This is a genomic window from Pirellulales bacterium, assembly GCA_036490175.1.
GTDB lineage: Bacteria > Planctomycetota > Planctomycetia > Pirellulales > JACPPG01 > JACPPG01.
Window position 1 is genome coordinate 25,111 of record DASXEJ010000245.1, and the last position, 24,900, is coordinate 50,010.

The window sequence follows — 24,900 nt, forward strand, 5'->3', positions numbered from 1 at the left end:
ACTCCGGGGAGTCGCTTTGTTGACGGTCGGGCATGGGGCTGGCGGGCGTTGGCGCGGGCATAAGCCCCTTATACTAATCCGCCTTCGGGCACTTGGCGATTGATGGCGACGAGTCGATATCCGCAAATCCGGTAGGGGAGCAACGTCATGCCGATGACGACTGCGACCAATCCTATATAGAGCGCCACGATCTCACCCTCGGTCGCGCTGCTCGCCGCGGCAACGGCGACCAGCAGTGGGGTAGAAACAAGCAGCCGCCACAGAAATCGGGTCGTCCCCAACACTGCCCATACGACGATCCAGCACGTCGCCGTGGAACAGGCGGCGATTGCCACGAGGTCCCTTTGATTGGGGACCGGAATGGGGAGCCATGTCGCCGCGATGGGCAGTAATGCGATCCCCATCGCAACGATCGTGACGACGGCGAGCATCTCGGCCAGAGAAAACTGCATGGCCCACGGCCAAGTGCCGAACGGTCCGCCGGACGTTGCAGTCTGGATTCGCATGCCGCGTCTCCGGACGAGCAACGCCAGGGCGAAAACCAGGATACCCGTCGTCAGCAACAGCATGCCACCATTCCTGTCGAGCCCGACTACCCCAAATAGAAGGCGAAACAGTACGGCTGCCAGGACAAGTTTAGCACCCTGCTGAAACAACCTTGCATGCGGCGGCATGACTAACCACAGCGAAATCAGGCACGTCTGGCTCGTCCACAGCCCGAGAACCAGAACTTTCCCCAGAGGCACCGCAATGACCGAGTTATCTAGCCACGCAAGCCACGGCGCCGTGAGAATATGGCACAGCACGAGGAAAATCGTTACCACGGTTTGTGATTTCATGGCGTGCGCGCGACGGCAAATTTGTTTCCGGTCTGCACCGTGTCTTCGAAATGATGCCGATTCAATCGTGGGGCCCGCGCGTCACTCGATCGTGGTCGCTGGGCAGTTACCGACGGTCAAGCGATATCCGCAAGTTCGCAGAACGACCAACGTGCCGACGATGATCGCAAAACTGGCGCCAAGGGTCCAACCAACAAACGGCAGTGTGGAAAAGTGCCATGACACCGCAACTATCGCCAAGCCTGCGATCGAAAGCAGGCGGCGCGTCCCCGGCGATTGGCCGAGCGCTGCCCAGGTCGCCAGCCAGCAGACGATCGTCGATGAACCAATCATCGAGAGGCAGACAATCACTTCGCTCGGCTGGATTGTACGAAAGGCTTGCACGGCAACCGCCACCAGGCAGGTCAGCAGCAGTAGTCCGGCGATGGAAAACTGTATCGGCGCGCGAGTCATTTTGCCAGACTCTGGAGAATCAACCATCTCTATCGAAATGCCGACGCGCGCCGCCCAATGGGCGGTGCCAAGTGCGACAATCGCGATGCCGACCACGACTCGATCGAGTTCAGCACTTTCCGCGACGAGGGAGAGCAGCCAGACGGCAGCCACGAATCCTGCCAACGTCACGAGCCGCCACAGCCATGGTCCCGGCCCGAGCCGTACCCACAGCGGGACAAAGCTCGATTCCGTCAAAATCAGAATCCAACACGCCATAGCCACGACCGCGGTCAGCGGGGTTGACGTGTCGGGAATCGAATAGGCAAGCGCGGGGATGCCTGAGAGCAAGGTGGCATGCAGGGCTGCCAGCACGACCAACAAGACCCGGCGCCGTCGCAAAGTCATATCATTTCCTGTTGGTCCAAAAAGACGGCCGCGTCCATCGTGGCGGACACGCCGTTCTGCTACCCCTGCTTGAGGCGCTTTAGTTCATCCCAAAACACCTCGACATTGTCGCGCGTGATTTCGCGGTGGGGAATGAACAGGATGCCCCCTTCGGGCAGCACCGATCGATCGCCGCGGGCGAGGCCGGCCATGATTCGCACGGCGTTGAAACCGAACTCGAACGGTTGTTGCACGATGGTGCCGTAGATGTGCCCGTCTTTCACGCCTTGCAGTGTTTCCTCGTTTTCGTCGAAGCCCACCATTTTTACCTTGCCAGCCAGTCCGGCCCCTTGCACGGCCGCCAGCATGGCCGGCGGATTGTACGCCCACAGGCCGACCAGGCAGAGCTTCTCGGGCGTGTCGCGATATTTAACGAGCGTGTCTTCCACATTGGCTTTGCATTTGTCTTGATGGCGTCGTCGGTCATGGTGTCGAGCAGCGTGAACTTGCCGTAGGTCGGGCCGGGCGCGTCCTTCTCTCCCGCCAGTTCGTCCAGCACACCTTGCCGGCGCTCCTTGGCGTTTTGCGCGTCCATCTTGCCCACGTAGATCACGAGGTTGCCTCCGTCGGGCAGGCACTCGCGCACAAGTTTTCCGGCAGCCATGCCGGCGGTGTAATTCTCGGTGCCGATGTAGCACAACCGCTCGCTGCCGGTAGGCAGGTCGCTGTCGTGCGTCAACAACGGCACGCGGCTGCCGATCTCGTTGAGGAAAGAGGCCTGGTTCGCCGAATCGATGGGGCTGATCGCGATTCCCTGCACTCCCTTGGCGACCAGGTCTTCGACGATCGCGCGTTGTTCCTCGGTGGTGCCGCGGGCCGGCATCTTGAAATCGACCGTCGCGTCGAATTCCTTGGCGCCTTTCTCGGTGCCACGGCGAGCGATCGTCCAGAACTCATATGAATTGTTCGTCACAAACGCGACGGTCGGCTTGCCCCCGGCCGCTGGTTTGCTCGCATTGCCGCCGCCACAGCCCGCGAGTCCAAGACACAGGGTACCAACGGCCGCCGCAATAACGACAGAGAAACATGAGAATCGCCAATGCATTTTTTGAGTCCTAATGCCGTGATGCAACAGCAGCGCATCGATACTGAAAGAAGAGAATGAAACACTCGACGTGCAAATCTTGCCGCCCGTTAGTCTTCGCCGGTGCCATGTCCACGCATGCGTTGACATGCCTTAGAACTGTCACCGCTTCGCATGCCCACGCTGCGCGTGGGCATGGCACCTAGCGCCCAGCATATCTGGGCGAATCACAAATCTCGCTGTGGTCAAAATCGCTAACTTAAACTCGCAGCGGAAAGCCGCATCAGGTCCCGATGTAACGCGCGTAAACCGTGCGGGCCGTGGCGATGTCGTCGGTGCCGCCGACGATGGCCCGACCGTCGGGGAAGACCGTCAGTTGGTAATCATCCACTGCCAAACGCAGCAAAAACGCATTGTGACTCACGCGACCCACGCCGGCCAGCTTTTGGGCTAGTGCCGCGAGCGACAGCGGTTGCCGCGTCGGTGGCGTTAACTGTACCGCGTTGCGGCCACAGAGCACGGCCGAGTGACTGCCGCGCTCGCCCCGCAACCACGGGTAGTCGGCACGGTGGCAGGTGGGACAATCGGCCGCGTCGCGAACGGCGTCGAGCCGCACCTGGCGTAGTTGGTTTTCCCACAGGTCGATAACGGTCAGCGACTTTTGAATCGCATCGCGATGGCCGGACAGGATCTTGAGCGCTTCCATGGCCTCGATCGAAGCAATCAAACCAATGATCGGTGCCAGGATGCCCGCGGTATCGCAGGTCGGGGCGACGCCGGCCTCGGGTGGTTCGGCGATCACGCAGCGCAGGCAGGCGGTCTGGCCGGGCAGAATCGTCATGGTCTGCCCTTCCGCCCCCAGGCAGCCACCATAAACCCAGGGAACGCCCAGTTTTGCCGCGGCGTCGTTGAGCAGAAAGCGGATCTCGAAATTGTCGGTGCCGTCGACAATGCAATCGATGCCCGCACAAAGCGACTCGATATTCGTGTGATCGACGTCTGCGACGATCGGTTCGATTTCGACAGTGGAGTTGATGCGGCGCAACTTGTTGGCGGCGGCGATGGCCTTGGGCAGGTCGGCCTGCAGGTCGTCTTCGTCGAACAAGACCTGGCGCTGCAAATTATTGAGCTCGAGGAAATCGCGGTCGACAATCCGCACCTTGCCCACGCCGGAACGGACCAGCGTGTTGGCGATCACCGAGCCGAGCGCGCCGCAGCCGACGACCAAGGCACGCGAAGTGAGCAGCTGCCGCTGGCCCGCTTCGCCAAACGGCGCGTAGCGCACCTGGCGAGCGTAGCGCGTCAGATCGGGCTCAAGCGGTTCGTTCATTTTTGTTGGTGACGGACTATGTATGGGCGTAGGCGCGGGTTGGCCGTTTTGTGGTATTTCGCCCCCTCAACCGGCCCTCTCCCGCGAGAGGAGAGGCTTTTTATGGATCGCGAGGCGCTTTAGTCATGGATGAAACGGCGGGGTGGGATTAGTGCGACGGCCGGACAGCATGTCGTCCAGGTAGGCTGCCACGCGCGGCACGACGCGATCGAGAAATGCCTGGCCGCAGGCTGCCGTGGCTAGCGATGGTTTCGGGTCTTCCTGATCGGCCCACATCGTTTGCCGGACGTTCTCGGGGAATGCCGCCAAGCCGATCGCAGTTTCGAACTCTTGGGCGTGTCCTGGCATGTCGTCGGGCAGGCGGTGGCCGCCGACGAGCAGCTCTTTTGCGTCATTCTCGTTCAGCAAGTCCCAGTACGACATAAAGTGCAGGTTCACGGCCGAGGCCATCCGCTGATACTGGTCGAATACGCCGCGGCAGGGTGCCACGTTGCCGCCGTGGCCATTGAGAACCAGTATGTGCGGAAAGCCGGCGCGGGCCATGCTCTCGATCATGTCGTTGACGACCGACAGAAACGTGCCCGGCCGCAGGCTGAGCGTGCCAGGATGCTTCATGTGATGCTCGCTGACGCCGGCCATCAAACCCGCGGCAACAAGCACGCGCGGCCGCAATCGCTCGGCCACCGCGCGCGAGACGTGATGCACACTCCGCCAGTCATGCTCCATCGCCATGTGCTCGAGGTGCTGCTCAACGGCCGCTAGCGGAATGATGCAGCCTTGCAACTGGCCGGACGCCATGCGTTCGCGAAACTCGCGGCGGGTTAGTTTGCCAAGCTCGATTTCTGGGGCGGAATTGCTCATGGCTTGAGTTTGTCAGAGGGTCGCAGGGCAGGCAAGCCGGGCAGGCAATCCAACCGTGGCAAGCAGAAGCATCAGGCCGCAGAGGTTTTATGCCGGCTGCAATCGTCGGCACCGCCTGTGGGACCTTGGAGCGGCTAAGCGCCGAAGAGGTCTTTGCCCTTCTCGAAGAATGATGCCACGGCGTCTGACTCGGAGTCGTAGATTTCGAACAGCGTGCCGTCGAGCCGGGTGACTTTGAACAGTTCGCGCAGCTCGTTATTCATGCACAACTTCACACGTCCACCCTGGGCGCGCACGCGACGCTCCATGCGGATCAGTCCGCCGATGGCCTCGGAGGAATAACGTGTGACGCGTTTCAACGACACGACGATATTTGTGGGCTTCTCGGTGCGCACAAACGCGATCAGATCGTCCGCCAGGTCGTTGATGGCGTTCCGGCCGACGAGTTCGGCCTCGCGCGGTTGGATGAGCGTGACGGGGCCAACTTGTTTGACCTCGAACGACTTGGATTCCGGCATGATTAGCTCGACGCGGGGCCCCTAGCGGGCCGCACACAAGACAGGATTTGCGATTTTGCCTCGGTCATTATACCTGCCCGCCGGGCGAATGGTTGCAAGGCCCATTTCTGACAATTTGGAGTGGTCAGACTGCTGAGATGGCCGTCGGTCGGCTATGGAGCAGGTTGTGCGGAATGCGTAACCCCGATCTGGATTGTCGCTGGGCCGAGCGGATTTGCCGCCGGCCGGCTAACGCGTGTCGCCGCGGATTCGCTGGCTGATTTACTGGCCGCGATGCCTTACAGGGATTTCCTAGAATTGGAGGGACGGTAAGATGGCGGGAACGATTCTTACGGGCACTTAAATCACGCATCTACGTAATCTGCCAGGAGACAATTGATGGGTACGAACCGCAGTGGAGTCCAGGCCAGGGAAAAGCGACGTCGCACCCGCCGAAACGAAATCGGCCGTGCACGCTTCGCCGCCAAGCAAGCCGCCGGAGCCGCCCCGGCCGCTGCCGCAAAGTCCAAAAGCAAATAGCGCCTCCCAGGATTCACCGGCGCAAGCCTGTAGGGCGAGCCCACGTGGTCGCTGCCCGAGAGAATCCCTGTTGCGGTTGCTGCCGTACCGTGGAGCGACCACGGCCCCGCTAAGCCTGACGTTCTGTTGTGCTAGCGTTGCCGCGCACAATGACGCGCTCCACGAAAACGATCTAAGAAAGCCGCGGATCGATCGTTATGTTTTGTGGGACGAGTGTGCGGGGCATAACGTCAGAGCACGGGAGCGCATTTATGGCCAGCAAGCAGTTGGGCATCGGTTCGTGCGTTGGATTCCTGCTGGGGTGGGCAGCGGGAGCTTGGGGATTGTCGCTCGCAACGCCGCCGAGCGTGCCAGCAGCAGAAACGCTGCTCGTGTCAATGCCGCCGCCGGAGGCCGAACCGCAAGCGGTCGCGCCCCGCGCTGAAGGAGACTGTTCGACTGCCGAAAAAGTTTCCAAGCAGCGCGCAAGGAAACGGCGAGGCGTTTACACGAAGATAGATCCCGACGCCCGCACGGTACCCATCCCGCCCGGTGGCTCCGGCTTGCGTTCGGGCGTCCGTCCGCCCGGCGTGGGGTGCCAGGGGGATATTCCTAGCACTTGGAGCCGGCAAGAATTCAACGGGCGCGAGTACTACATTATCCCCTTGGCAGGTGCAGAAGGCGCGGCGCAGACATCAAACGCCCAGGCGATTTATTCCAACCGCGAGGGCATCAACGGCAACCGCGACTATTTCTTGCCCGCTGTTTCGCGATAGTAGGCAATCGTGCGGCGCAGGCCCTCTTCGAAGTCGACCTGCGGCTCGTAGGCTAGTCCGCGGCGGGCTTCGCTGATATCGGCCAGGCTTTCCCGCACGTCTCCGACGCGCGCCGGCTGAAAGACGGGCTGTACTTTCGTGCCCAGGTACTCGTTCAACAGGCGAATCAATTCCAATAGCGTGGTGGAGCGACCGTTGGCGACGTTGAACACTTGGCCGCTTGCATTCGGGGCATCGGCCGCCAGCAGGTTGCCTTGCACCACATTGCCCACGAACGTGAAGTCGCGCGATTGGCCCCCATCGCCATAGATCATCGGTGCCCGACCGGCGAGCATCGCCGTGACGAAGAGCGGAATCACTGCCGAATAGGGACTATTCGGGTCTTGTCGCGGACCAAAAACGTTGAAGTAGCGAATCGCCACGGTTTCGATGCCAAAGCTATGGGCAAAAGCCTGGCAGTAAAACTCGCCGGCCAATTTTGCGGCGGCATAGGGAGACAAGGGAGCGGCCAAGTCGGACTCGCGCTTCGACGACGTCAACTTGTCGCCATAAGCACTGCTGCTGGCTGCGTAGACAAGGCGACGGACGCCCGCCTTCTGCGCCTCGTTCAGCATGGTCACCGTGCCGGTGACACAGGCGGCATTGGTATCCAGCGGCGCCTCGATGCTGCGCGGCACGCTGGCGAGTGCCGCCTCGTGGAAGATGCAATCCACGCCTTTTACGGCGCGGGCGACGATCGCCTCGTTCGTGACGCAGCCTTCAACGACCTCGACGCGGTCGTTCTTGGGGATATTGGCGTGATGGCCGGTGCTGAAGTTATCCAGGATCCGGACCCGGTCGCCGCGCGCCAGCAGCGCCTCGACAATGTGCGATCCGATGAAGCCGGCACCGCCGGTGACCAGAAATGTTCTCATGAGGTTGTTTACCAATCCGTAGTAATTGATCAAGCCGCCTGGCGCGTCGCGCAACCTGCCGGCCCCGGGGCAGAACAGGCCTGCGGCCGCTGCGTAATTCGTCGTCGGAAGCGTAGCTTACGGCTCAGAAAAACGCACGAGAGGCTGCCGGACCGGGCCGAAACTGGAATTTACACCGCTGCCCGCCTCGATTATTCTCTGGCCCCTTCCGCGAAATGGGCAAGTGTACACCATCGGCGAGGCTAGTAATATGCGATTCCCGATCGGACCGAAGCTAGGCGTGGCGGTCGTCCTGATGCTGGCTGCCGGCACCGCCCGCGCCGAGAATTTTCACGTCGAAAGCAAGGTGTACAAAGTCGGGGATAAGAGCAAAAAGCCGATCACGGAAATCACCACCGTCTTTTCCGATGACGTGGTGTACGACTTTCTGACCGATCCGCAGGGAGGACTCGATCCCGAGACGACGATCTTCGACGTCCGTCGCGGACGACTGATCGTGCTCGATCCCCAGCGGAAGGTAATGACCGAAGTCGCAACCAAGACCGTGCAGGAATTCCTGAACAAGGTACGTATCGAAGCGGCCGGTTCGAAAGATCCGCTGCTCAACTTCCTGTCCAATCCTGAGTTCAAGGAGAGCGAGCACGACGGCGAGCTGGAATTCGACAGCCCTTGGATGATCTATCGACTGAAGACCGAGCCGGCCAAATCGGATGAGATCTCGCGCCAGTACGGAGAATTCTCCCACTGGAGCTGCCAGATGAACCTGTTGATCAATCCCGGAACGCTGCCCCCGTTTGGCCGTATGGTCGTGAGCGAAAAGCTCGAAGAACGTAAAGTGCTGCCGACTGAAGTCTACATGACGATTGCTCCCAAGGGGCCCACGCCCAAGCTGATCCTGCGAGCAGAGCATCGCTTTGTCTGGAAGCTGCTCGATAAGGATCGCGATCTGGTCAACGAAGCGCAGCGGCAGATGAAGATCTTCCATGCCGTTTCAACAGCCGAGTACAACGACCGGCTCAAGCAAGGGGCTGCCGAGGTTAGCCAGGCGGCCAAGGGCAAGTCGCAGAAGCAAAAGTAGGTTCGGCCCGATAACGGGGCCGTCGATCGCGCCAGCGTTCATTGCCGCTGGCCCTCTGGTATGAATTAGCGCTCACCGCCGGCGACGCTGTTTCTATCATCTAGCAGAGTTCCATCGCCTGGCTGCGGGCGTCACCCGCCGGTTGTCGTTCCGCGATGGCACTGCCCCTTCGCGATCCTTGGGCAGGCAGGACGGCTGCGCCACTGGCAGCGGCATGTGCCGGTGGTTACCATGCGCGAGTGTCGGGGGCGGGGGCAGCGCCCGCCGGTCATTCACGCCCAGCGACTCTTTGACGAGGAATTCCACCCGTGCGATCTCATTTTGCCGTGGCCTGTTTTAGCGTGGCGATTTGCGGCTTCTTGGCAGGCCCGCGGCCGCTGTTAGCCGATGAAGTTGCCGTCGAGAAGCACGACGACGGCGTGCGCGTGACGCTGGGGGGCAAACCGTTTGCGGAATACCTGATTCATAACGGTCCCAAGCCGATCGTGTGGCCGATCATCGGCCCGGGCGGGCATGAAATGACCCGCAACTACCCCATGAAGCTGGTCGAAGGGGAAAAGCGCGATCATCCGCACCACCGCTCGCTGTGGTTCACCCATGGCAGCGTCAACGGCATTGATTTCTGGACGGAAGTGCCGGGAATGGGCAAAGAGGTCCACCGCGAGTATCTGAAGTGCGAGGCCAACGGTCCGGCGGGCGTGATCAGCACCATTAACGACTGGATCGGGCCCGACGGTAAGAAGCATTGCGAAGATGTCCGCACCCTCACGTTTCGCGGCAATGACGAGACGCGGAGCATCGATTTCGATATCGCGATCAAAGCCAGCGAAGGGCCGGTCCTGTTTGGTGACACCAAAGAAGGGTCAATGGGGCTGCGCGTGCCGACGGCGCTCGATGCCGCAAAGCTAACCGGCAAGCGGGGTGAGATCGTCACCAGCGAAGGAGCACGCGACGGGGCCGCATGGGGCAAGCAAGCCGCCTGGGTCGACTACCACGGCAGCATCGGGGATGACGCCGTGGGGATCGCGATCTTGAATCATCCTTCGAGCTTCCGATTTCCGACGTACTGGCACGTGCGCGATTACGGACTGTTCGCGGCCAATCCGTTCGGTCTGCACGACTTTCACAAGTCGGAGGATAAGCACGAAGGGGATTACACGCTGCCAGCGGGCGAAACGATGACGCTGCGTTATCGCTTCGTGTTCCATCGCGGCGACGAGAAGGGTGGAAAAATCGCCGAGGCGTTCCAGGCCTACTCGAAGGAACCGCGGCCGTAGCGTTAGTGGCTCGACCCTGCCATGGATTCCGTACCAGTGGCGATTTGGGTTGCCATCGCCACGTTGCGGCGTGGCCGTACTTTTGCTTTACGATCTGGATCTCTTGCCGACGCGCCCAGGCATGCCCACGTTAAAGCGTGGGCACGGCACCCTGCATTCCCAGCCAATGGCGGGTGGACTTCAGCGAAACGCCTGAGGAAATTTGTCACCGCTGCGCGCCGCCAACAAGGCGATGAAGCGCTGCATGCACAGGACGAATAGTATTCTTCCGTCCATGAATATTGCGCATTCTGCGCACTTCCCGCGCATCTAGCGGAAAGTGCATGCCCTATTCTGCCGATAGCATACTGTATCGTCAGTTATCCCATTTTCACCAATTAGCGCCGGCCGTGTTGCTCTCCCCCAACCGCCAGGTGCCGAACACGGAGACCTGACCCCACTATGTCGTATACCGCACAGCGGATCGACACTTTAGACAACTTGAGAAGGTATGTGAGTCAGACAATTTGCGACCACGAACAACTTGATCCAGACGCCTATGTGATGACTGAACTCGTGCTGACCAGATCCGGAACTCCCTGTGGCCGCTACTACTGCCTGCACGGACCAAGAGCCACGAAGTATTCCGCGATTTGGGTTAGCGATCGCAACACCGTGTTATTTTACGATTCGACGGGAGAGCGCTTCTTGAAGGCCGAGATCGAGGAATTGGAATACCTCGAACTTTCCGCCGCATAAAAGGATGATGCGCGCGGCGTAACGGAGTGTCCATTTCGACGGCCGGGTCACCACCTGGATGACCGCTGCCTGAAAAGTGGATGCGCCGAGCCACGCCGGCCAAGAATGCCCGTCGATAGTTGACTTGCGCGGACCGCTATTATACATTAGTACACTATCATACCGAACACGGAGGTTTATCCGCCATGCTGGTATTATCGCGCAGGGAAAACGAGCGCATAAAGTTGGGAGACTCGATTGTTGTCACTGTCGTGCGGGTCGGCCGTGACAAAGTGCGATTGGGGATCGAGGCCCCTTCCGACATGCTCGTTCTTCGCCATGAACTAGAGGGCGTGCCGCGTCCCGAAGCGGCCGCCAGCCGGGAATGTACGCCGCCCCTTGCCGGGGGTTTAGAACGGTCTGCGGGTTAATTTCGATCGACCGAGAAAGATCAATCACGTAAAGATCAGTGACGGCCCGCGCCGAGTGGGTTGTTGCTGTTGAGCCATAAGAATCGTTCCGGGTGGCGTATCCACCCGGAACGATTTTTTTTCGCGCCACGTTTCTTTGGGCCGCGGCGCTCGCTCTGCCGCCCGTTTTATCCGCGGTGGATCGCGGCAACTCAATGCATCAACGTATTCTCATATTTTCACATTTGGTTGAAAATCGTTGACAATCGACCACCCAAGTGGTTACCTTCTTTTGCGGTGGCTGCGCTCTGGCAATGCTGCCGCACGACCTGCCGTCCTTGTTGCCAACCAGCGATTTACACTCCTGCTGGCTGCACTCGGGCTTATCCCCATACCACTCGAAAACAATCGCACTCAGCCTACGGTTCGCGTCTCGCGGCCCGCTTTTTGCTCGGGCTCGCCTGAAACTGGAAGGAGACCACACAATGTTTCAGCTTCGCACTGGTCGTCGGCAATTCATTTCGGTCGGAGCCGCCGGCATAGGGCTCACTTTGCCGGGCTTTATGCGGGCCCAATCGGCCCGCGCCGAGCAGAAGGACTATGAGCACATTGCTGCCAAGGCACAGAGCATCATTCATATCTTTCTGCCCGGTGGTATGGCACACCAGGAGTCATTTGATCCGAAACCGTACGCGCCGATCGAATATCGGGGCGAGCTGAATGCTATCGCCACCAAGATTCCTGGGCAGCAGTTCGCCGAGACGTTGCCGCGCACGGCCGAGATGGCCGACAAGCTGACGGTGATCCGCTCGATGACCCACGGCGAGGCCGCCCATGAACGGGGCACGCATAACATGTTCACGGGCTACAAGCCCTCGCCGGCACTGGTCTTTCCCAGCATGGGGAGCGTGGTCAGCCACGAGTATGGTCCCCGCAACAATCTGCCGCCGTACGTCTGCATTCCCAATCAGCTGAACGAATATGCCGGCACTGGATATTTAAGCTCATCGTTTGCCCCGTTCAGCCTGGGGGCTGATCCCGCGTCCGCTGGCTTCCAGGTCCGCGACCTGAACATGGCCGGGGGCGTCGACAACATTCGTTTCGACCGTCGCAAGACGGCCCTGCAAACGGTCAATGATTATTTCCGAGCCAAAGAAAAGTCGGACGCCATCGACGCGATGGATACTTTCTACGAGCGGGCCTATAGCCTGGTCAGCTCAAAGGATGCTCGCGAGGCGTTCAATATCGAGGCCGAGCCAGCCGCGATTCGCGATGAGTACGGCCGCAACGAGGCAGGCCAACGCATGCTGATGGCCCGCCGCCTAGTGGTGGCCGGCGTGCGATTTGTGGCGCTGACCTATTCGGGCTGGGATATGCACACCGGCATCGCCGCCGGCATGCGGGGTGCCTTGCCGGCTTTCGACCAGGGCTTTGCCACGTTAGTTCGCGACCTCGATCGCATGGGTAAGCTCGACGAAACGTTGATCATGGTGTCGACCGAGTTTGGCCGCACACCCAAGATCAACGGCAACGCCGGCCGCGACCACTGGCCCAAGGTGTTCAGCGTGGTGCTGGCCGGTGGCGGCATCAAACGGGGTGCGATTTTTGGTTCGTCGAATGCCGTGGCCAGCGAGCCCGAGGATGACCCCATCGAGCCACCTGATTTGGCCACCACGATCTATCACCAGTTAGGCATCGTCGCCGACAAGGAACTGATGGCGCCGGGCAATCGGCCTATCGAAATCGTCGACGGCGGCCAGGTCCGCAAGGGCTTGCTCGCTTAGGGTGCTGCGCGCCGCGATATCCTGCCACCAAGGTTGAAATTCCATGCGCTATCGCATTGATTGGATGGATCGAGTTACTTGTGCGGTTCCTGCCATGCTGATCGTGGCTGGCGCCCTGGGAATGGGTGCGGCTGCCACTTCGCCAGTTCAAGCGGCGAGCCCCAGCGTGGGATCAATTTCTCCCGTGGGTGCCCAGCGCGGGACCGAGGTCGAAGTGACCTTCAACGGCGCACGATTGGCCGACGCCCAAGAGGTTCTGTGGTATTCGCCCGGCATTGAAGTGAAGGGCCTGGAGCCGGCGGACAACGCCGTGAAGGCCAAGCTGGCCATTGCGGCCGACTGCCGATTGGGCCAACACGCCATGCGTCTTCGCACGGCGAGCGGCACCAGCGAGCTGCGCACCTTTTACATCGGCGCACTGCCGGAGGTGAAGGAAGCGGAGCCGAACAGCGAATTCGCGCAGCCGCAGAAGATCGCACTCGGCACGACCATTAACGGCGTGGTCGACAACGAGGACGTTGATTTCTACCTGGTCGAGGCCAAAAAGGGGGAACGGATCTCGGCAGAAATCGAAGGTATCCGACTCGGCTACACGTTCTTCGATCCCTACGTAGCCATCCTCGATATGCAAAGGTTCGAGTTGGCCAGTTCGGACGATGCCGCGCTGGTCTGGCAAGATGGCGTCGTCGCGGCGCTGGCACCCGCGGACGGTACATATGTGGTGCAGGTCCGCGAGACAGCTTACGGCGGCTCGGGCGCCTGCAACTATCGTTTGCACGTTGGCAAGTTCCCTCGTCCGCGGGCAACGGTGCCGGCAGGCGGAAAATATGGTGAGACAATCGACGTTCGCCTGCTGGGCGACGTGGCGGGCGAGCGCGTTCAACAACTTACATTGCCGGCCGGTCCGACGGCAAAGTTCGGCCTGTTCGCTCAGGACGATCAAGGGATCTCGCCGTCGCCGAACGTTTTTCGCCTGGGAGACCTGGGGAACCTGATCGAAGCCGAGCCGAATAACGATCCTGCTACGGCAACCAAGTTCGAAGCTCCGCTAGCGCTTGGGGGCGTTATCTCGCAGCCCGGCGATGTGGATTGCTTCAAGTTCACCGCCAAAAAGGGACAGCAATACGACGTGCGCGTACTGGCCCGGGGGATTCGCTCTCCGCTCGATCCGGTGCTGAACATCAACCGCATTGGCGGCGCTGGCGTGGTCGGCAATGACGACAGCGGCGGACCAGATAGCTATGTCCGCCTGGCTGTGCCCGAGGATGACGAATACGTGATCTACGTGCAGGACCACTTGCGCAAAGGAGGCGTCGACTACGCCTACCGCGTAGAGATTGCGCCGGTCAAGGCGCGCTTAGTGATGGGCCTGCCAGAGCGTTCGCAGTTTGTGGATGTGACTGTCGATGTTCCGCAAGGAAATCGCACGGCCGTAATGGTCAGTGCGTCGCGGGTCGACTTCGGCGGCGACCTGAATGTCGAGATGAAGGACCTGCCGGCCGGAGTCACGTTCCAGACGGACAAGATGCCGGCCAATCAGACGACCGTCCCGGTATTACTGACGGCGGCGGCCGATGTGCCGACGGCCGGCCGGTTGGCGGACGTTGTGGGCCGGCCCGTCGATCCGAATCTGGCCATCGAAGGGCACGTCGAGCAGATGACATCGATGGTCCGCGGACAGAACAATATTCACGTCTGGACGCACACGGCCGACAAATTTGCCATGTCCGTAACTCAGGCGGTGCCTTTCTCGATCGAGATCGTGCAGCCCAAGGTGCCGATCGTGCGCGACGGCTCGATGGGCCTGAAGGTCAAAGCAATTCGCCAGGAAGGTTTTACAGCGCCGATCTCGGTGTACATGCTGTACAACCCGCCCGGCGTCGGTTCTCCCAGTTCGGTGGCGATTCCCGAAGGCCAATCGGAAGTCATTATCCCGCTAACGGCCAATAGCGGGGCCGAGGTGCGGACCTGGAAGATTGCGGCCATGGCCTCGGCCACGGTCGGCAACGGCTCGGTGCTGGTCTCGTCGCAATTGGCCGATCTGGAAATCTCGGAGCCGTTCGTCGGCTTTGCTTACAACGCCGCGGCGGTGGAGAAGGGGAAAGAGACCGACGTGGTGGTCGCGATCACCAAGAACAAGGACTTTGAAGGCCCTGCGACAGCCGAGCTGTTGGGTCTGCCGAATGAAGTCACGACCGTGCCCGGCCAAATCACCAAGGATAGCAAAGAGCTGTTGTTTCACGTGAAGACCACCGGCAACTCGCCGGCCGGCAAGCATAAGACATTGCTCTCGAGGATCACGATTGTGGCGCAGGGAGAGCCGATCACGCACATGATCGGGACCGGCGAACTACGGGTCGACGAACCGCTGCCGCCTAAAACGAACGAACCGACCCCCGCGGCGGCGGCCGCTCCGATGCCGGCGCCTGCGGCGGACAAGCCGCCTGAGAAACGATTGACGCGTTTGGAGCAGTTGCGGCTCGATCGGCAGAAGGCCAAAGAAGCCGCCAAACAGCCCGCGACCACTCCAGCAGCGCCGGCTGCGGCTGACGCGCCTGCGTCGGAGCCCAAACCGGCCGGTTAAGCCCCTACTTTCCAGATTCGATATTTTGATTCCGTGCCCTCCTCGGTGCAGGATGCTCAGCAGGAAACCCTCAGCGATGAACACTACCAACCATAAATTCGCGCACCTGTTGGCCGGGCTACTGGTCGGCCTGTGTTTGACGACATCGACGGCCTACGCGGACGCACCGCTCGAGAAGATCGAAGTCTTTCCGCCAAACGTCGAACTTTCCACCGCGCGCGATCGGCAGCGGATGGTCGTCGTTGGCACGCGGACAGACGGTGTGACGATTGACCTGACGGCCCAGGCTCAATTCAATCCGGCCAACCCGGCGCTATTGCGATTTGAGGGGCCGGTGGCCTGCCCCGCGGCCGATGGCGAGACGACGCTGGACGTCGCCTGTGCCGGGCAGACGGTGCAAGTGCCCGTGGTTGTCAAGCAAGCGGCGGTCGATCGCCCGGCGAGCTTCAAACTGGACATCATGCCGGTTTTCATGCGTGCGGGCTGCAACACGGGGAGCTGCCATGGGGCGGCCCGCGGTAAGGACGGATTCCGGCTATCGCTGTTCGGCTTTGATCCTGACGGAGATCACTTTCGTCTGACGCGCGAGCTAAGTTACCGCCGCATCAATTTGGCGATTCCGCAGGAAAGCCTATTGATCGAAAAAGCCGTCGGAGCGGTGCCGCACACAGGTGGCAAACGCTTCGAACCGACGAGCGAGTATTGCCAAACGCTGTTGCGCTGGCTGGACGCCGGCGCACCGTTGGATGCGGGCGAAGTGCCGCAGGTGACCGAGGTCGAAGTATTCCCGCGCCGGGCAGTGCTGGAAGGGGAAGGGGCCACGCAGCAATTCATTGCACGGGCCAAGTACTCGGACGGCACGGATCGTGACGTCACGAACCTGGCCGTGTTCCTGACGAACAATGACAACTCGGCGGCCATCAACGTCGATGGGTTGGTGACCGCGGCAAATCGGGGCGAGGCTTTTGTGATGGCCCGCTTTGCCACCCACACCGTGGGGAGCCAGGTGCTGGTGCTGCCCAAGGATCTGCAATATTCGCCCCCAGTCACGCAGCCGGTGAACTACGTCGACGAGTTGGTGAATGCCAAGCTGCAAAAGCTGCGGATCCTGCCCAGCGAGTTGTGTACGGACGAGGTATTTTTGCGGCGGGCCACGATCGACATTGCCGGCATGGTGCCGACCGAGGCCGAATATCAAGAATTCGTGGCTGACCAGGATCCACAGAAGCGTGCGCGCCTAGTCGATCGCCTGCTGGCCCGCAAGGAATTCTCCGAGATCTGGGGGATGAAATGGGCCGAGCTGCTGATGGTCAAGAGCACGGTCGACGTCAGCTACAAGTCGATGTTCTTGTACTCGAATTGGCTGACCGAGCGGATTTCCAGCAACATGCCGCTGAATTTGATGGTGCAAGAACTACTCGGGGCGAGCGGCGGCACATTCACCAACGCCGCCACGAACTACTATCAAATCGAACGCGAGACCCTGAAGACGGCCGAGAACGTGGCGCAAGTTTTCATGGGCATTCGCACGCAGTGCGCCCAATGCCACAACCATCCGTTCGATCGTTGGACGATGGACGATTACTACAGCTTTGCGGCGTTTTTCTCGCAAATCGGCCGTAAGACAGGCGAGGATTATCGCGAGACGATCATCTTCAACACGAGCGCCGGCGAGGTGGCCCATCCCGTGGGTGGCCGCGTCATGCCGCCAAAGTTTCTGGGGGGCGCCGTGCCGAACGTGGCCGGGCAAGATCGCCGTGTGGTGCTGGCCAAATGGCTGGCCTCGCCCGAGAATCCGTACTTTGCAACGAGCGTCGCCAACCGCGTGTGGGCTCACTTCTTTGGCGTCGGCATTATCGAACCGGTAGACGATGTGCGGGTGAGTAATCCGGCCACCAATCCGGAACTGTACCAGGCGCTGGGAGAGAAATTCACGCAATACAACTACGACTTCAAGCAGTTGGTGCGCGATATCTGCAACTCGCAAACGTACCAGCGCGCCAGCGAGCGGACCGAGAGTAACGCTTCCGACGAATTGAATTTCGCGCATTCGCGGATCCGGCGCATTCGGTCCGAGAATGCCCTCGATTGTGTCAGCCAGATCACCGAGACGAAGGACAAGTTCCCCGGCCTGCCGCTGGGCGCTCGCGCCGTACAGATTGCCGACGGCAACGGCTCGACATATTTTCTCACCACGTTCGGCCGCTCGAATCGGGCCACGGTGGGCGTGTGCGAGGTCAAGACGGACCCCACGCTGTCCCAATCCCTGCATTTGTTGAATGGCGAAACGGTGGAATCCAAGGTCCGCGATGGCGGCGCGATCAAACGCATGCTCGAGGCCGGCCGGACGCCCGAACAGATCATCGAATCGATCTATATCCGCTGTTTGTGCCGCAAACCGACGACGGACGAGCGCGACAAGCTGATTGCCGTAATCGCGGCCGAGCCGGTCCCACAAAAAGGGCTGGAAGACGTCTTTTGGGCGGTGCTCAACTCACGTGAGTTTTTGTTCAACCACTAAAGTCCGACTGCGTGCCATGCGTCAATACTCGAAAATCTCCATGCGTTTCGTTTCCAAGTCGTTGATCGCTGCGCTGGTAATCGTTGGTGGCGCACGGTTCGCCGTCGCTGACGAGGCCAAGCCTGCGGACGGTGCGGAAGCAAAAATCAACTACGAGGAGCAGGTGCAGGCCATTTTTCGGCAGCACTGCTTCACCTGTCACGGTCCTGACACGGCCAAGAGCGACCTGCGGCTGGACAACTACGCCGCGATGATGCGCGGCGGCGCCAGCGGCGCCGTGTTGGAACCGGGCGATGCTGATAGTTCGCGTTTGTGGAAGCTTGTAGCGCACGAAGAAACGCCCGAGATGCCCCCCAAGCAGGACAAGCTGCCCGAGGCCACATTGGCAACGCTCAAGCAGTGGATCACGCAGGGGGCGTTGGAGAAGTCGGGCTCGACCGCCAAGATTAAAGCCAAGCCCAAGATCGAAATGAAAGCCACAGCCGGGGCAGGCAAGCCCGAGGGGCCGCCTCCCATGCCCGAGGGACTGTCGCGGCAACCGGTGGTCTACACGCCGCGGGCCGGCACGCTGACAGCGCTCGCAGCCAGTCCTTGGGCGCCGCTTTTGGCTGTGGCCGGTCAGAAGCAGATCGTGCTTTACAACTCGGACACCGCACAGCTGTTGGGAGTATTGCCGTTTGCCGAAGGGACGCCGCAAGTCCTCCGGTTCAGCCGCTCGGGAACGGTGCTATTGGCCGGCGGCGGACACGGCGGCCAGTCGGGACGCGTGGCTCTGTACGATGTGCGGACCGGACAACGCATCACGGAAGTGGGCGAGGAACTCGATTGCGTGCTGGCAGCCGACATCAACGACGACCACACGCAAGTGGCCCTGGGCGGCCCCAGTCGCGTGGTCCGTATCTATGCCGTGGCCGACGGCGCGCTGGTGAGCGAAATCCGCAAGCACACGGACTGGATCACCGCGATCGAATACAGCCCCGATGGGGTATTGCTGACCACGGCCGATCGCAATGGCGGCATGTTCGTGTGGGAAGCCGAGACGGCGCGCGAGTATCAGAACCTGAAAGGGCACACGCTGGGGATCACGGGCGTCAGTTGGCGGATCGATGGCAACGTGCTGGCCAGCGTCAGCGAAGACGGCACAATCAAGCTGTGGGAGATGGAGAACGGCACCCAAGTGAAGAACTGGGCCGCGCATCCGGGCGGCGGGACGGCGGTTCATTTTGCCATGGACGGACGTTTGGTCTCGTGCGGCCGGGATCGGGTGACCAAGATCTGGGATCAAAACGGCGCCCAGCAGCGCGCCCTGGAGGCTTTCGGCGATATCGCGCTGCGAACCGCGTTCACGCACGATGGTGCCCGCGTGGTTGCCGGCGATTGGACCGGAGACATTCGCCTCTGGGCCGCCGCGGATGGCAACCTGGCAGGCCGTTTGGCCAGCAATCCGCCCACGCTAGCCATGGTGGCCACATCGGAAGCCGCGCGTGCAGCAGCCGCCAAAGCAGCCGTCGAACAGGCCAATGCCGAAGTGGCCGCCGCTCAGAAAGCCGCCGAGGACAAGAACGCCGCGGCTACCGCCGCTGGCGAAAAGCTGAAAGCGGCGCAGGCCGAGGTCGAGAAGCTGGCTGCCGAGAAAGCCGCGGCCGACAAGCAATTGGCCGATAAGGCTGCCGCCGCCAAGGGGGCCGCGGAAGCAGCGGCTGCGGCCGCGAGCGCCGCGCAAAAGGCCGCCGAAGAGAGCGCCGCCTTCGAGCAAACGCAGACAGCCCGAGCAAGCGCGGCGAAATAGCGCTTGCTCGGGCTGTTTATTACTGCGTCATCAGGAGTGCCGCGGGCACTTCTCAATCGCGCCACGCGGACCCAAAGCTGGTCGATTCGGCAGGGGCGTCGTCCATGATCCCCGCCTCAAGCCACAACACCTGGCTGGCAACGCGGACTTAACCGTGTTGCCAGCGCGCCGTTTTACTCGCGCGGGCGAACCGCACCGGTAAGACCGGAATAGTCAGCGCGGTCTTCTGGGTGCCACAACGGCAAACCCATCGCAATGCGACGAGCCAGCACGTCGAGCTTCTCCGAAGAACCAGCCGGTGCTTCGGTCGGCGAAAATTGCTCGGTCTCAACGGGAGCGAAATCCTCGTCGTGGCCAAACTCTACGATCGCTTCGAATACATTCCGCATCTCTCTCAACCTACCTTCCGACGAAAAAACTAACTGACGAATGGAAAATACCAATACCAATGAAACTTATCAGGGCGGCGAACAACGGATCCGACTCTCCCGCGATAATTGCAAGAGGCGAATCCAAAAGCGAGGGATACAGCACCCGAACATTTTGCGCGCTACCGAGTCCAGCTTTTCATCCTGCTGGCGGGCGACGCTGTGAGTCGAACGGCGAACTCCAAAAAACGGATGCAGGCGGGCAGATGGCTTAAGCACGTTATTATTCGTGGCCATTATGCGCGAGTCAAGCGCCGAGTCAAAAAATTAGATTAGGGGCTGGAAAAACAATGTATTTTACCCACGTAGATCAACAAAAATTGATGCCAGCGAGTGATATCTGCTGGCAATTACATCTGGGTATTCTGTCCTGATCCATCATGTGGCACTTTGCAGTCGGTGTCGTGTGGTTTGCGATCGTATTCGGCGTCACAGACCGAGGGGCATGTCTCGACGATGCCGCATTGATTGCAAACGATGTGTACCAGATCGGCACTGCTGATCTTCAAGTCATGCTGTTGGCAGAGGGAATAAAGCTCGCGCAGATGAACGCACGGCATGATGAAGCCTCGCTAGCATGCTAAGGTTCACATCCGAAATGCTGCGGAACGCCCTCGCATGATACCGCAATGCTGCGATCGTGGCGAAGAAATTGTTGGCCGGCGCCAGGCGAGTGAACACTTTTTCAGTGCCGAGCGAACGTGCGGCACGACACAGTATGCTGTCGAGTCGGTAATGTTGCGGGCGCCCTTGGCATGGCGGCGGCGTACCGAGCACGCGCGTGGCTGAGGGCGCGTTCGCGTTGGTTCATGTCGCAGTTGCGTTCTGATTTGCGGGGCAAAAAAAACGTCGGAGGTCCATTGCCGTGAAGTGGTTTCAGCGCACGATACGACTGGCCCCGCTGTCGCGCGGTTTTCACCTGGTCACACGGCAGGTTGTGACCGCGCTACCGGAAATCGCGCAGCTGCAAATCGGCTTGCTGCACGTCTTCATCCAGCACACTTCGGCATCGCTATCGATCAATGAGAATGCCGACCCGGACGTGCCGCGCGATTTGGAGCGCGTCTTCGATACGCTCGCGCCGGAGGATTTTCCCTACGACCATACCGCCGAAGGGCCCGACGACATGCCGGCGCACGTCAAAGCGGCACTGCTGGGTAGCTCGGTCAGTGTGCCCGTGAACAGTGGCAGATTGTGTTTGGGGACCTGGCAGGGAATCTACCTGTGCGAGCATCGCGATCAGGCCATGGCGCGGAACCTGGTGCTGACGTTGTACGGCACCAGCGAGATGGAATGAAAACCGTCGCCCGCTCAGCCCCGGGTTGCCGGCGCGGCATGCAGCAGCTGGGCCACATCGTCCAACCAGCATTCCAACAAGGCCGATTGGTTGGCATTGCGATCGATATGCGTGAGAGCCTCCAGGCAACGATCGACGAGTGCCGCGACGTCCACCTGCTCAAATCGCCCGCTCGAGGTGGCGCGTGATAACGCGTCGGCAAGTTGCCGATCGACAGGTTCGGCGCCGGCCTGAACGCGCAGCAGGTCGCGATACGTTTCCAGGGCGAACCCGATCACCAACCGCATCCGCGCGCGGCGTGCCGAGGCTTCCTTGCCGGCCTCGTCGATGAATGCCGATAGCGTTTTGGCGAAGCTGACGTTATCGAAGTTGGTATCCAGCAGGTGAACTAGCAGCGTGTCGCGAAACTTCCACAGCGCGGGATCGGCCAGCGACTGCGCTTGCTCGAGGCTGCCGCCGCTACGCATGCCCAGGTCTTCTGCCTGCGCTCGATCGGTGACGATTCCCCGCGCCAGCAACAGATCAGCCACTACGGCAGCCGATAGCGGCCGGAACCGCAGCAGTTGCGCACGCGACCGGATCGTGGGCAACTGACGATCGGCGCTCGTGCCGATCAGGATCAAAACTGATTGCGGAGGTGGCTCTTCCAGCGTCTTCAACAGACTGTTGGCCCCCTCCTCGTTGAGATGATCGGCGTCGTCGATGATGGCCACGCGCCGTCCGCCCATGAACGGCTTCAAAGAAATATCGTGACAAAGGCCTTCTTGCATCCGCTTTTCTTTGGAGCCGATGAAGGCCTCGACCGGGATGAAGCTCTTGTCGGCCGGCCGCGATACGCGCAACAGATCAGGATGCGTGCCGGCCAAGACCTGCTGGCAGCCGGCACAGGTGCCGCACGGATCGAGCGCCGCGGCCGGATGCGTCTGACAGAGAAAGGCTTGCGCCAATCGTATGGCGAACGAGCGTTTGCCTATTCCAGCGGGCCCGACGAATAAAAACGTACTGGCCAACCGCCCCTGGGCCAGCATGGCGCGGAACTTCTCCACGACCTCGTCATGCCCTTCGATTCCTTGCCACGCCATTTCCGGTGTCCGTCCGTTCGGAAGAGATTCACCACGGAGACGCGGAGGCACGGAAAAGAATGCAAACGGCAGAATGATGAATGATGAATTCTAATCGGCCCGGTCAACCTCGTCACGATTTATCATTTTGCATTCATCATTCATCACTTCTCTTTCCTCTGTGCCTCCGCGTCTCCGTGGTGAACTGTTTTGCTCAATCACGCCACGCGGTAACGTAACGCCGGGCTGTCTTGGGTTTGTACTTCGTCGAGATTGGTCACGCGCAACCGGCCGTGCTGATAGAGGTATTCTACGTGCGCGCCGACTTCTTCCAGCGCCAACAGCGTGTTGAAGCCGATCGCGCGCGGATACATGATTTGGGTTACGTCGCTAATGGTGGCTGGCTGGGGCGCGTCGGCGATGGCTGTGGTGACGCGATCTAGCTTGCGTTCGTGGCTGACGCGGATCTCGTCGATACGGGTGTAGACATCGCGAATCGGCGTTTCATGGCCACCGAGCGCGATTTCAAAGCCTGGTAGGCGGCGCACTTTTTCCAGGGCTTCGAGATAGTGTCCCAACCCCGTGTAGGCCGTGATGCTTTCCGGGGCCTGATGCGGCGTAATGTGATTAAGGATGTGATCGGCGCTAATCAACACGTCGCCGATGGCGATGCAGACCTGGCCCGGGCAATGCCCGGGAGTATGGATGAAGCGCAGGCCGTCGAATTCCATGCCGTCGGCCAGAGTCATGTCGACCCGCACGCTGCGCACGTGTTTCTTGGAAAAGCCGTACATCTCCATCAGCATCGGTTCGAGATCGGCCGCCACGCCGGCCCGCTGCAGATACGTTTTGAGTGCTCGGGTGGCGACGATGACTCGTTCTTCGTAGGCAGTTAGCACCCAGCGATCCAGTGCGTGAATGCCGACCTCGGCGCCGGTCAACTCCAGCAGGTGAGAAAGTCCGCCGAAATGATCGATATGGCCGTGCGTCAGCAGGATGCGGCGGATGTCTTTCACACCGACTGGCTCGTGAAATTCGGTCCGTACCGTTTCCAACCCGGCCAGCACATGGCTATTGCAGTTGCCGTAACCGCTGCCAGTATCGATGAGCGTCAGCGGCCCGGCATCGAAGACCAGGTAGACGTAGGCAATAAAGTTGGGAAAGGCTTCGCAGGGAATGCGATAGATGCGGGTGCCCGAACTGGAGACAAACCGCTCGATAGCCGGAAGTTCGCTCATGCACTCCACACGCCGTTTGAACCCGAACAGCCACGCGGCGGGCAAGAGGGGCCTAACGCCGGCGGACTGGCGTGCTTTCTACCACCTGACCCGCCGCTGGGCAACGGCCCGGAGACTGCGGCTAGTTTTACGGGCCGCAAGACGCGGCAAACGGAAGAGACTAACCGCGAATCACACGAATTACACGAATGGGAAAAGACTGGAAAAGAATCGATCCATGCAAATCTTCAATGTACGGCTCGTATTTCTTCGTTCGTGCAATTCGTGTGATGCGTGGTTTATTTCTGCTTGCACGCCACCGCTGCGCGAGGCTTTGCCGCGGTAATCGGACCGAAATCGCCGGGCCGCGATGATCGGCGACCTGACTACCCAAACAATTGTGCCACTGGCTCGCCGCCGTCGACGAATTTGATGGGGCGGCCGATTGAGCTCATGTTCTCGGTCGCCGGATTGATGCCCAGGCTTTTGCAGAACGTCTGGAACAAGTCCTGCACCGAGACGGGGTGATCGGTCACAGCTGCGCCTCCGGCGTCGGTGTGACCGATCACTTGCCCGCCGCGGATGCCACCCCCAGCCAAAGCGACATTGAACGCTCGCGGAAAATGGTCTCGCCCTCCCCTGGGATTGATCTTGGGGGTGCGGCCGAATTCACCCATCCAGATCACCAGGGTCTTGTCGAGCATGCCGCGCTGTTTGAGATCGGCGATGAGCGCGGCGACGGGCTGGTCGATCTGACCGCACAGGTTGCCGGTGCGCTCGAAGACATTATCGTGCGTGTCCCAATTTCCGTGACTCACCTCGACAAAGGTCACGCCCCCGGCGACCAGACGGCGCGCCAATAGGCAGGCCGATCCAAAATCGGTACGACCATAGCGATCGCGCTCGGCGTCAGGCTCCTGATCGAGTTGAAAGGCCGCCATGCGGTCGCTAGTGACCATGCGGGCTGCCTTGGCGTACAACTTTTGATGGTCGGCAACTTCTTGTTCGGCGCCACTTGTCGCGTAGCTCGACTCTAGTTTCGCGAGCAGGCCCAGTCGGCGTTGGAAGCGGGGCGCCGCGGTGGTTAGCTTGGTATTG

Annotated in this window: 22 protein-coding genes and 1 pseudogene; 10 read left to right on the forward strand and 13 right to left on the reverse strand. The window is 60.7% G+C overall.

Annotated elements, in window-relative coordinates:
• Positions 1-68 precede the first annotated feature (68 nt).
• The 7 genes and pseudogenes from VGG64_18295 to VGG64_18325 form a co-directional block, all read right to left on the reverse strand.
• Entirely contained in the window at positions 69-839 is a 771-nt protein-coding gene (locus tag VGG64_18295) for a hypothetical protein (GenBank protein ID HEY1601558.1), read from the reverse strand.
• Between the two features lie 81 nt (positions 840-920).
• Positions 921-1,679: a hypothetical protein gene (locus VGG64_18300; protein ID HEY1601559.1), complete on the reverse strand. Its 759-nt coding sequence runs from the start codon at positions 1,677-1,679 to the stop codon at positions 921-923.
• A 59-nt stretch (positions 1,680-1,738) separates the two neighbouring features.
• The gene (locus VGG64_18305; protein ID HEY1601560.1) at positions 1,739-2,107 is read right to left on the reverse strand and encodes a substrate-binding domain-containing protein; all 369 of its coding nucleotides are present in this window, start codon (positions 2,105-2,107) and stop codon (positions 1,739-1,741) included.
• A gap of 50 nt (positions 2,108-2,157) precedes the next feature.
• Positions 2,158-2,892 (reverse strand): annotated as a pseudogene (locus VGG64_18310) (substrate-binding domain-containing protein).
• A 133-nt stretch (positions 2,893-3,025) separates the two neighbouring features.
• Positions 3,026-4,072, reverse strand: coding sequence for a ThiF family adenylyltransferase (locus VGG64_18315; protein ID HEY1601561.1), 1,047 nt, complete (start codon positions 4,070-4,072; stop codon positions 3,026-3,028).
• Between the two features lie 123 nt (positions 4,073-4,195).
• Entirely contained in the window at positions 4,196-4,933 is a 738-nt protein-coding gene (locus VGG64_18320; protein ID HEY1601562.1) for a creatininase family protein, read from the reverse strand.
• 134 nt (positions 4,934-5,067) lie between these two features.
• Entirely contained in the window at positions 5,068-5,451 is a 384-nt protein-coding gene (locus tag VGG64_18325) for an STAS domain-containing protein (GenBank protein HEY1601563.1), read from the reverse strand.
• 770 nt (positions 5,452-6,221) lie between these two features.
• Between VGG64_18325 and VGG64_18330 the strand changes: the two genes are divergently transcribed.
• Entirely contained in the window at positions 6,222-6,725 is a 504-nt protein-coding gene (locus VGG64_18330; GenBank protein ID HEY1601564.1) for a hypothetical protein, read from the forward strand.
• Here VGG64_18330 and VGG64_18335 read toward each other — a convergent pair.
• A complete protein-coding gene (locus tag VGG64_18335) occupies positions 6,698-7,639 on the reverse strand; it encodes an SDR family oxidoreductase (protein HEY1601565.1) in 942 nt (313 codons plus the stop codon). The genes VGG64_18330 and VGG64_18335 overlap by 28 nt on opposite strands.
• Before the next feature lie 250 nt (positions 7,640-7,889).
• Here VGG64_18335 and VGG64_18340 point away from each other — a divergent pair, with 250 nt between their 5' ends.
• From VGG64_18340 to VGG64_18375, 8 genes are all read left to right on the forward strand, one after another.
• Positions 7,890-8,717 carry a hypothetical protein gene (locus tag VGG64_18340; protein HEY1601566.1) on the forward strand — a complete coding sequence of 276 codons (828 nt, stop codon included), beginning with the start codon at positions 7,890-7,892 and terminating at the stop codon, positions 8,715-8,717.
• A 308-nt stretch (positions 8,718-9,025) separates the two neighbouring features.
• Entirely contained in the window at positions 9,026-9,994 is a 969-nt protein-coding gene (locus tag VGG64_18345; protein ID HEY1601567.1) for a PmoA family protein, read from the forward strand.
• 492 nt (positions 9,995-10,486) lie between these two features.
• Positions 10,487-10,732, forward strand: a complete 246-nt coding sequence (locus VGG64_18350) for a hypothetical protein (protein ID HEY1601568.1) — start codon at positions 10,487-10,489, stop codon at positions 10,730-10,732.
• Positions 10,733-10,917: 185 nt separating this feature from the next.
• Positions 10,918-11,142: a carbon storage regulator gene (locus VGG64_18355; GenBank protein ID HEY1601569.1), complete on the forward strand. Its 225-nt coding sequence runs from the start codon at positions 10,918-10,920 to the stop codon at positions 11,140-11,142.
• A 464-nt stretch (positions 11,143-11,606) separates the two neighbouring features.
• Entirely contained in the window at positions 11,607-12,905 is a 1,299-nt protein-coding gene (locus VGG64_18360; protein HEY1601570.1) for a DUF1501 domain-containing protein, read from the forward strand.
• A 43-nt stretch (positions 12,906-12,948) separates the two neighbouring features.
• Positions 12,949-15,489: a serine protease gene (locus VGG64_18365; GenBank protein HEY1601571.1), complete on the forward strand. Its 2,541-nt coding sequence runs from the start codon at positions 12,949-12,951 to the stop codon at positions 15,487-15,489.
• A 76-nt stretch (positions 15,490-15,565) separates the two neighbouring features.
• Positions 15,566-18,010 (forward strand): DUF1549 and DUF1553 domain-containing protein, encoded by a 2,445-nt coding sequence (locus tag VGG64_18370; GenBank protein ID HEY1601572.1) that lies wholly within the window; start codon positions 15,566-15,568, stop codon positions 18,008-18,010.
• A gap of 40 nt (positions 18,011-18,050) precedes the next feature.
• Entirely contained in the window at positions 18,051-19,799 is a 1,749-nt protein-coding gene (locus VGG64_18375) for a c-type cytochrome domain-containing protein (protein HEY1601573.1), read from the forward strand.
• A 173-nt stretch (positions 19,800-19,972) separates the two neighbouring features.
• Here the strand turns inward: VGG64_18375 and VGG64_18380 are convergent, their stop codons facing one another.
• A complete protein-coding gene (locus tag VGG64_18380; GenBank protein HEY1601574.1) occupies positions 19,973-20,188 on the reverse strand; it encodes a hypothetical protein in 216 nt (71 codons plus the stop codon).
• 389 nt (positions 20,189-20,577) lie between these two features.
• The gene (locus VGG64_18385; GenBank protein ID HEY1601575.1) at positions 20,578-20,787 is read right to left on the reverse strand and encodes a hypothetical protein; all 210 of its coding nucleotides are present in this window, start codon (positions 20,785-20,787) and stop codon (positions 20,578-20,580) included.
• A 305-nt stretch (positions 20,788-21,092) separates the two neighbouring features.
• Here VGG64_18385 and VGG64_18390 point away from each other — a divergent pair, with 305 nt between their 5' ends.
• A complete protein-coding gene (locus tag VGG64_18390; protein HEY1601576.1) occupies positions 21,093-21,524 on the forward strand; it encodes a secondary thiamine-phosphate synthase enzyme YjbQ in 432 nt (143 codons plus the stop codon).
• 14 nt (positions 21,525-21,538) lie between these two features.
• Here the strand turns inward: VGG64_18390 and VGG64_18395 are convergent, their stop codons facing one another.
• The 3 genes from VGG64_18395 to VGG64_18405 all read right to left on the reverse strand — a co-directional run.
• Complete coding sequence (locus VGG64_18395) at positions 21,539-22,606, reverse strand: DNA polymerase III subunit delta' (protein ID HEY1601577.1); 1,068 nt, start codon at positions 22,604-22,606, stop codon at positions 21,539-21,541.
• Between the two features lie 197 nt (positions 22,607-22,803).
• A complete protein-coding gene (locus VGG64_18400) occupies positions 22,804-23,823 on the reverse strand; it encodes an MBL fold metallo-hydrolase (GenBank protein ID HEY1601578.1) in 1,020 nt (339 codons plus the stop codon).
• A 365-nt stretch (positions 23,824-24,188) separates the two neighbouring features.
• Positions 24,189-24,900 (reverse strand): DUF1501 domain-containing protein (locus VGG64_18405; protein HEY1601579.1); only part of this gene is annotated, 712 nt, incomplete at its 5' end.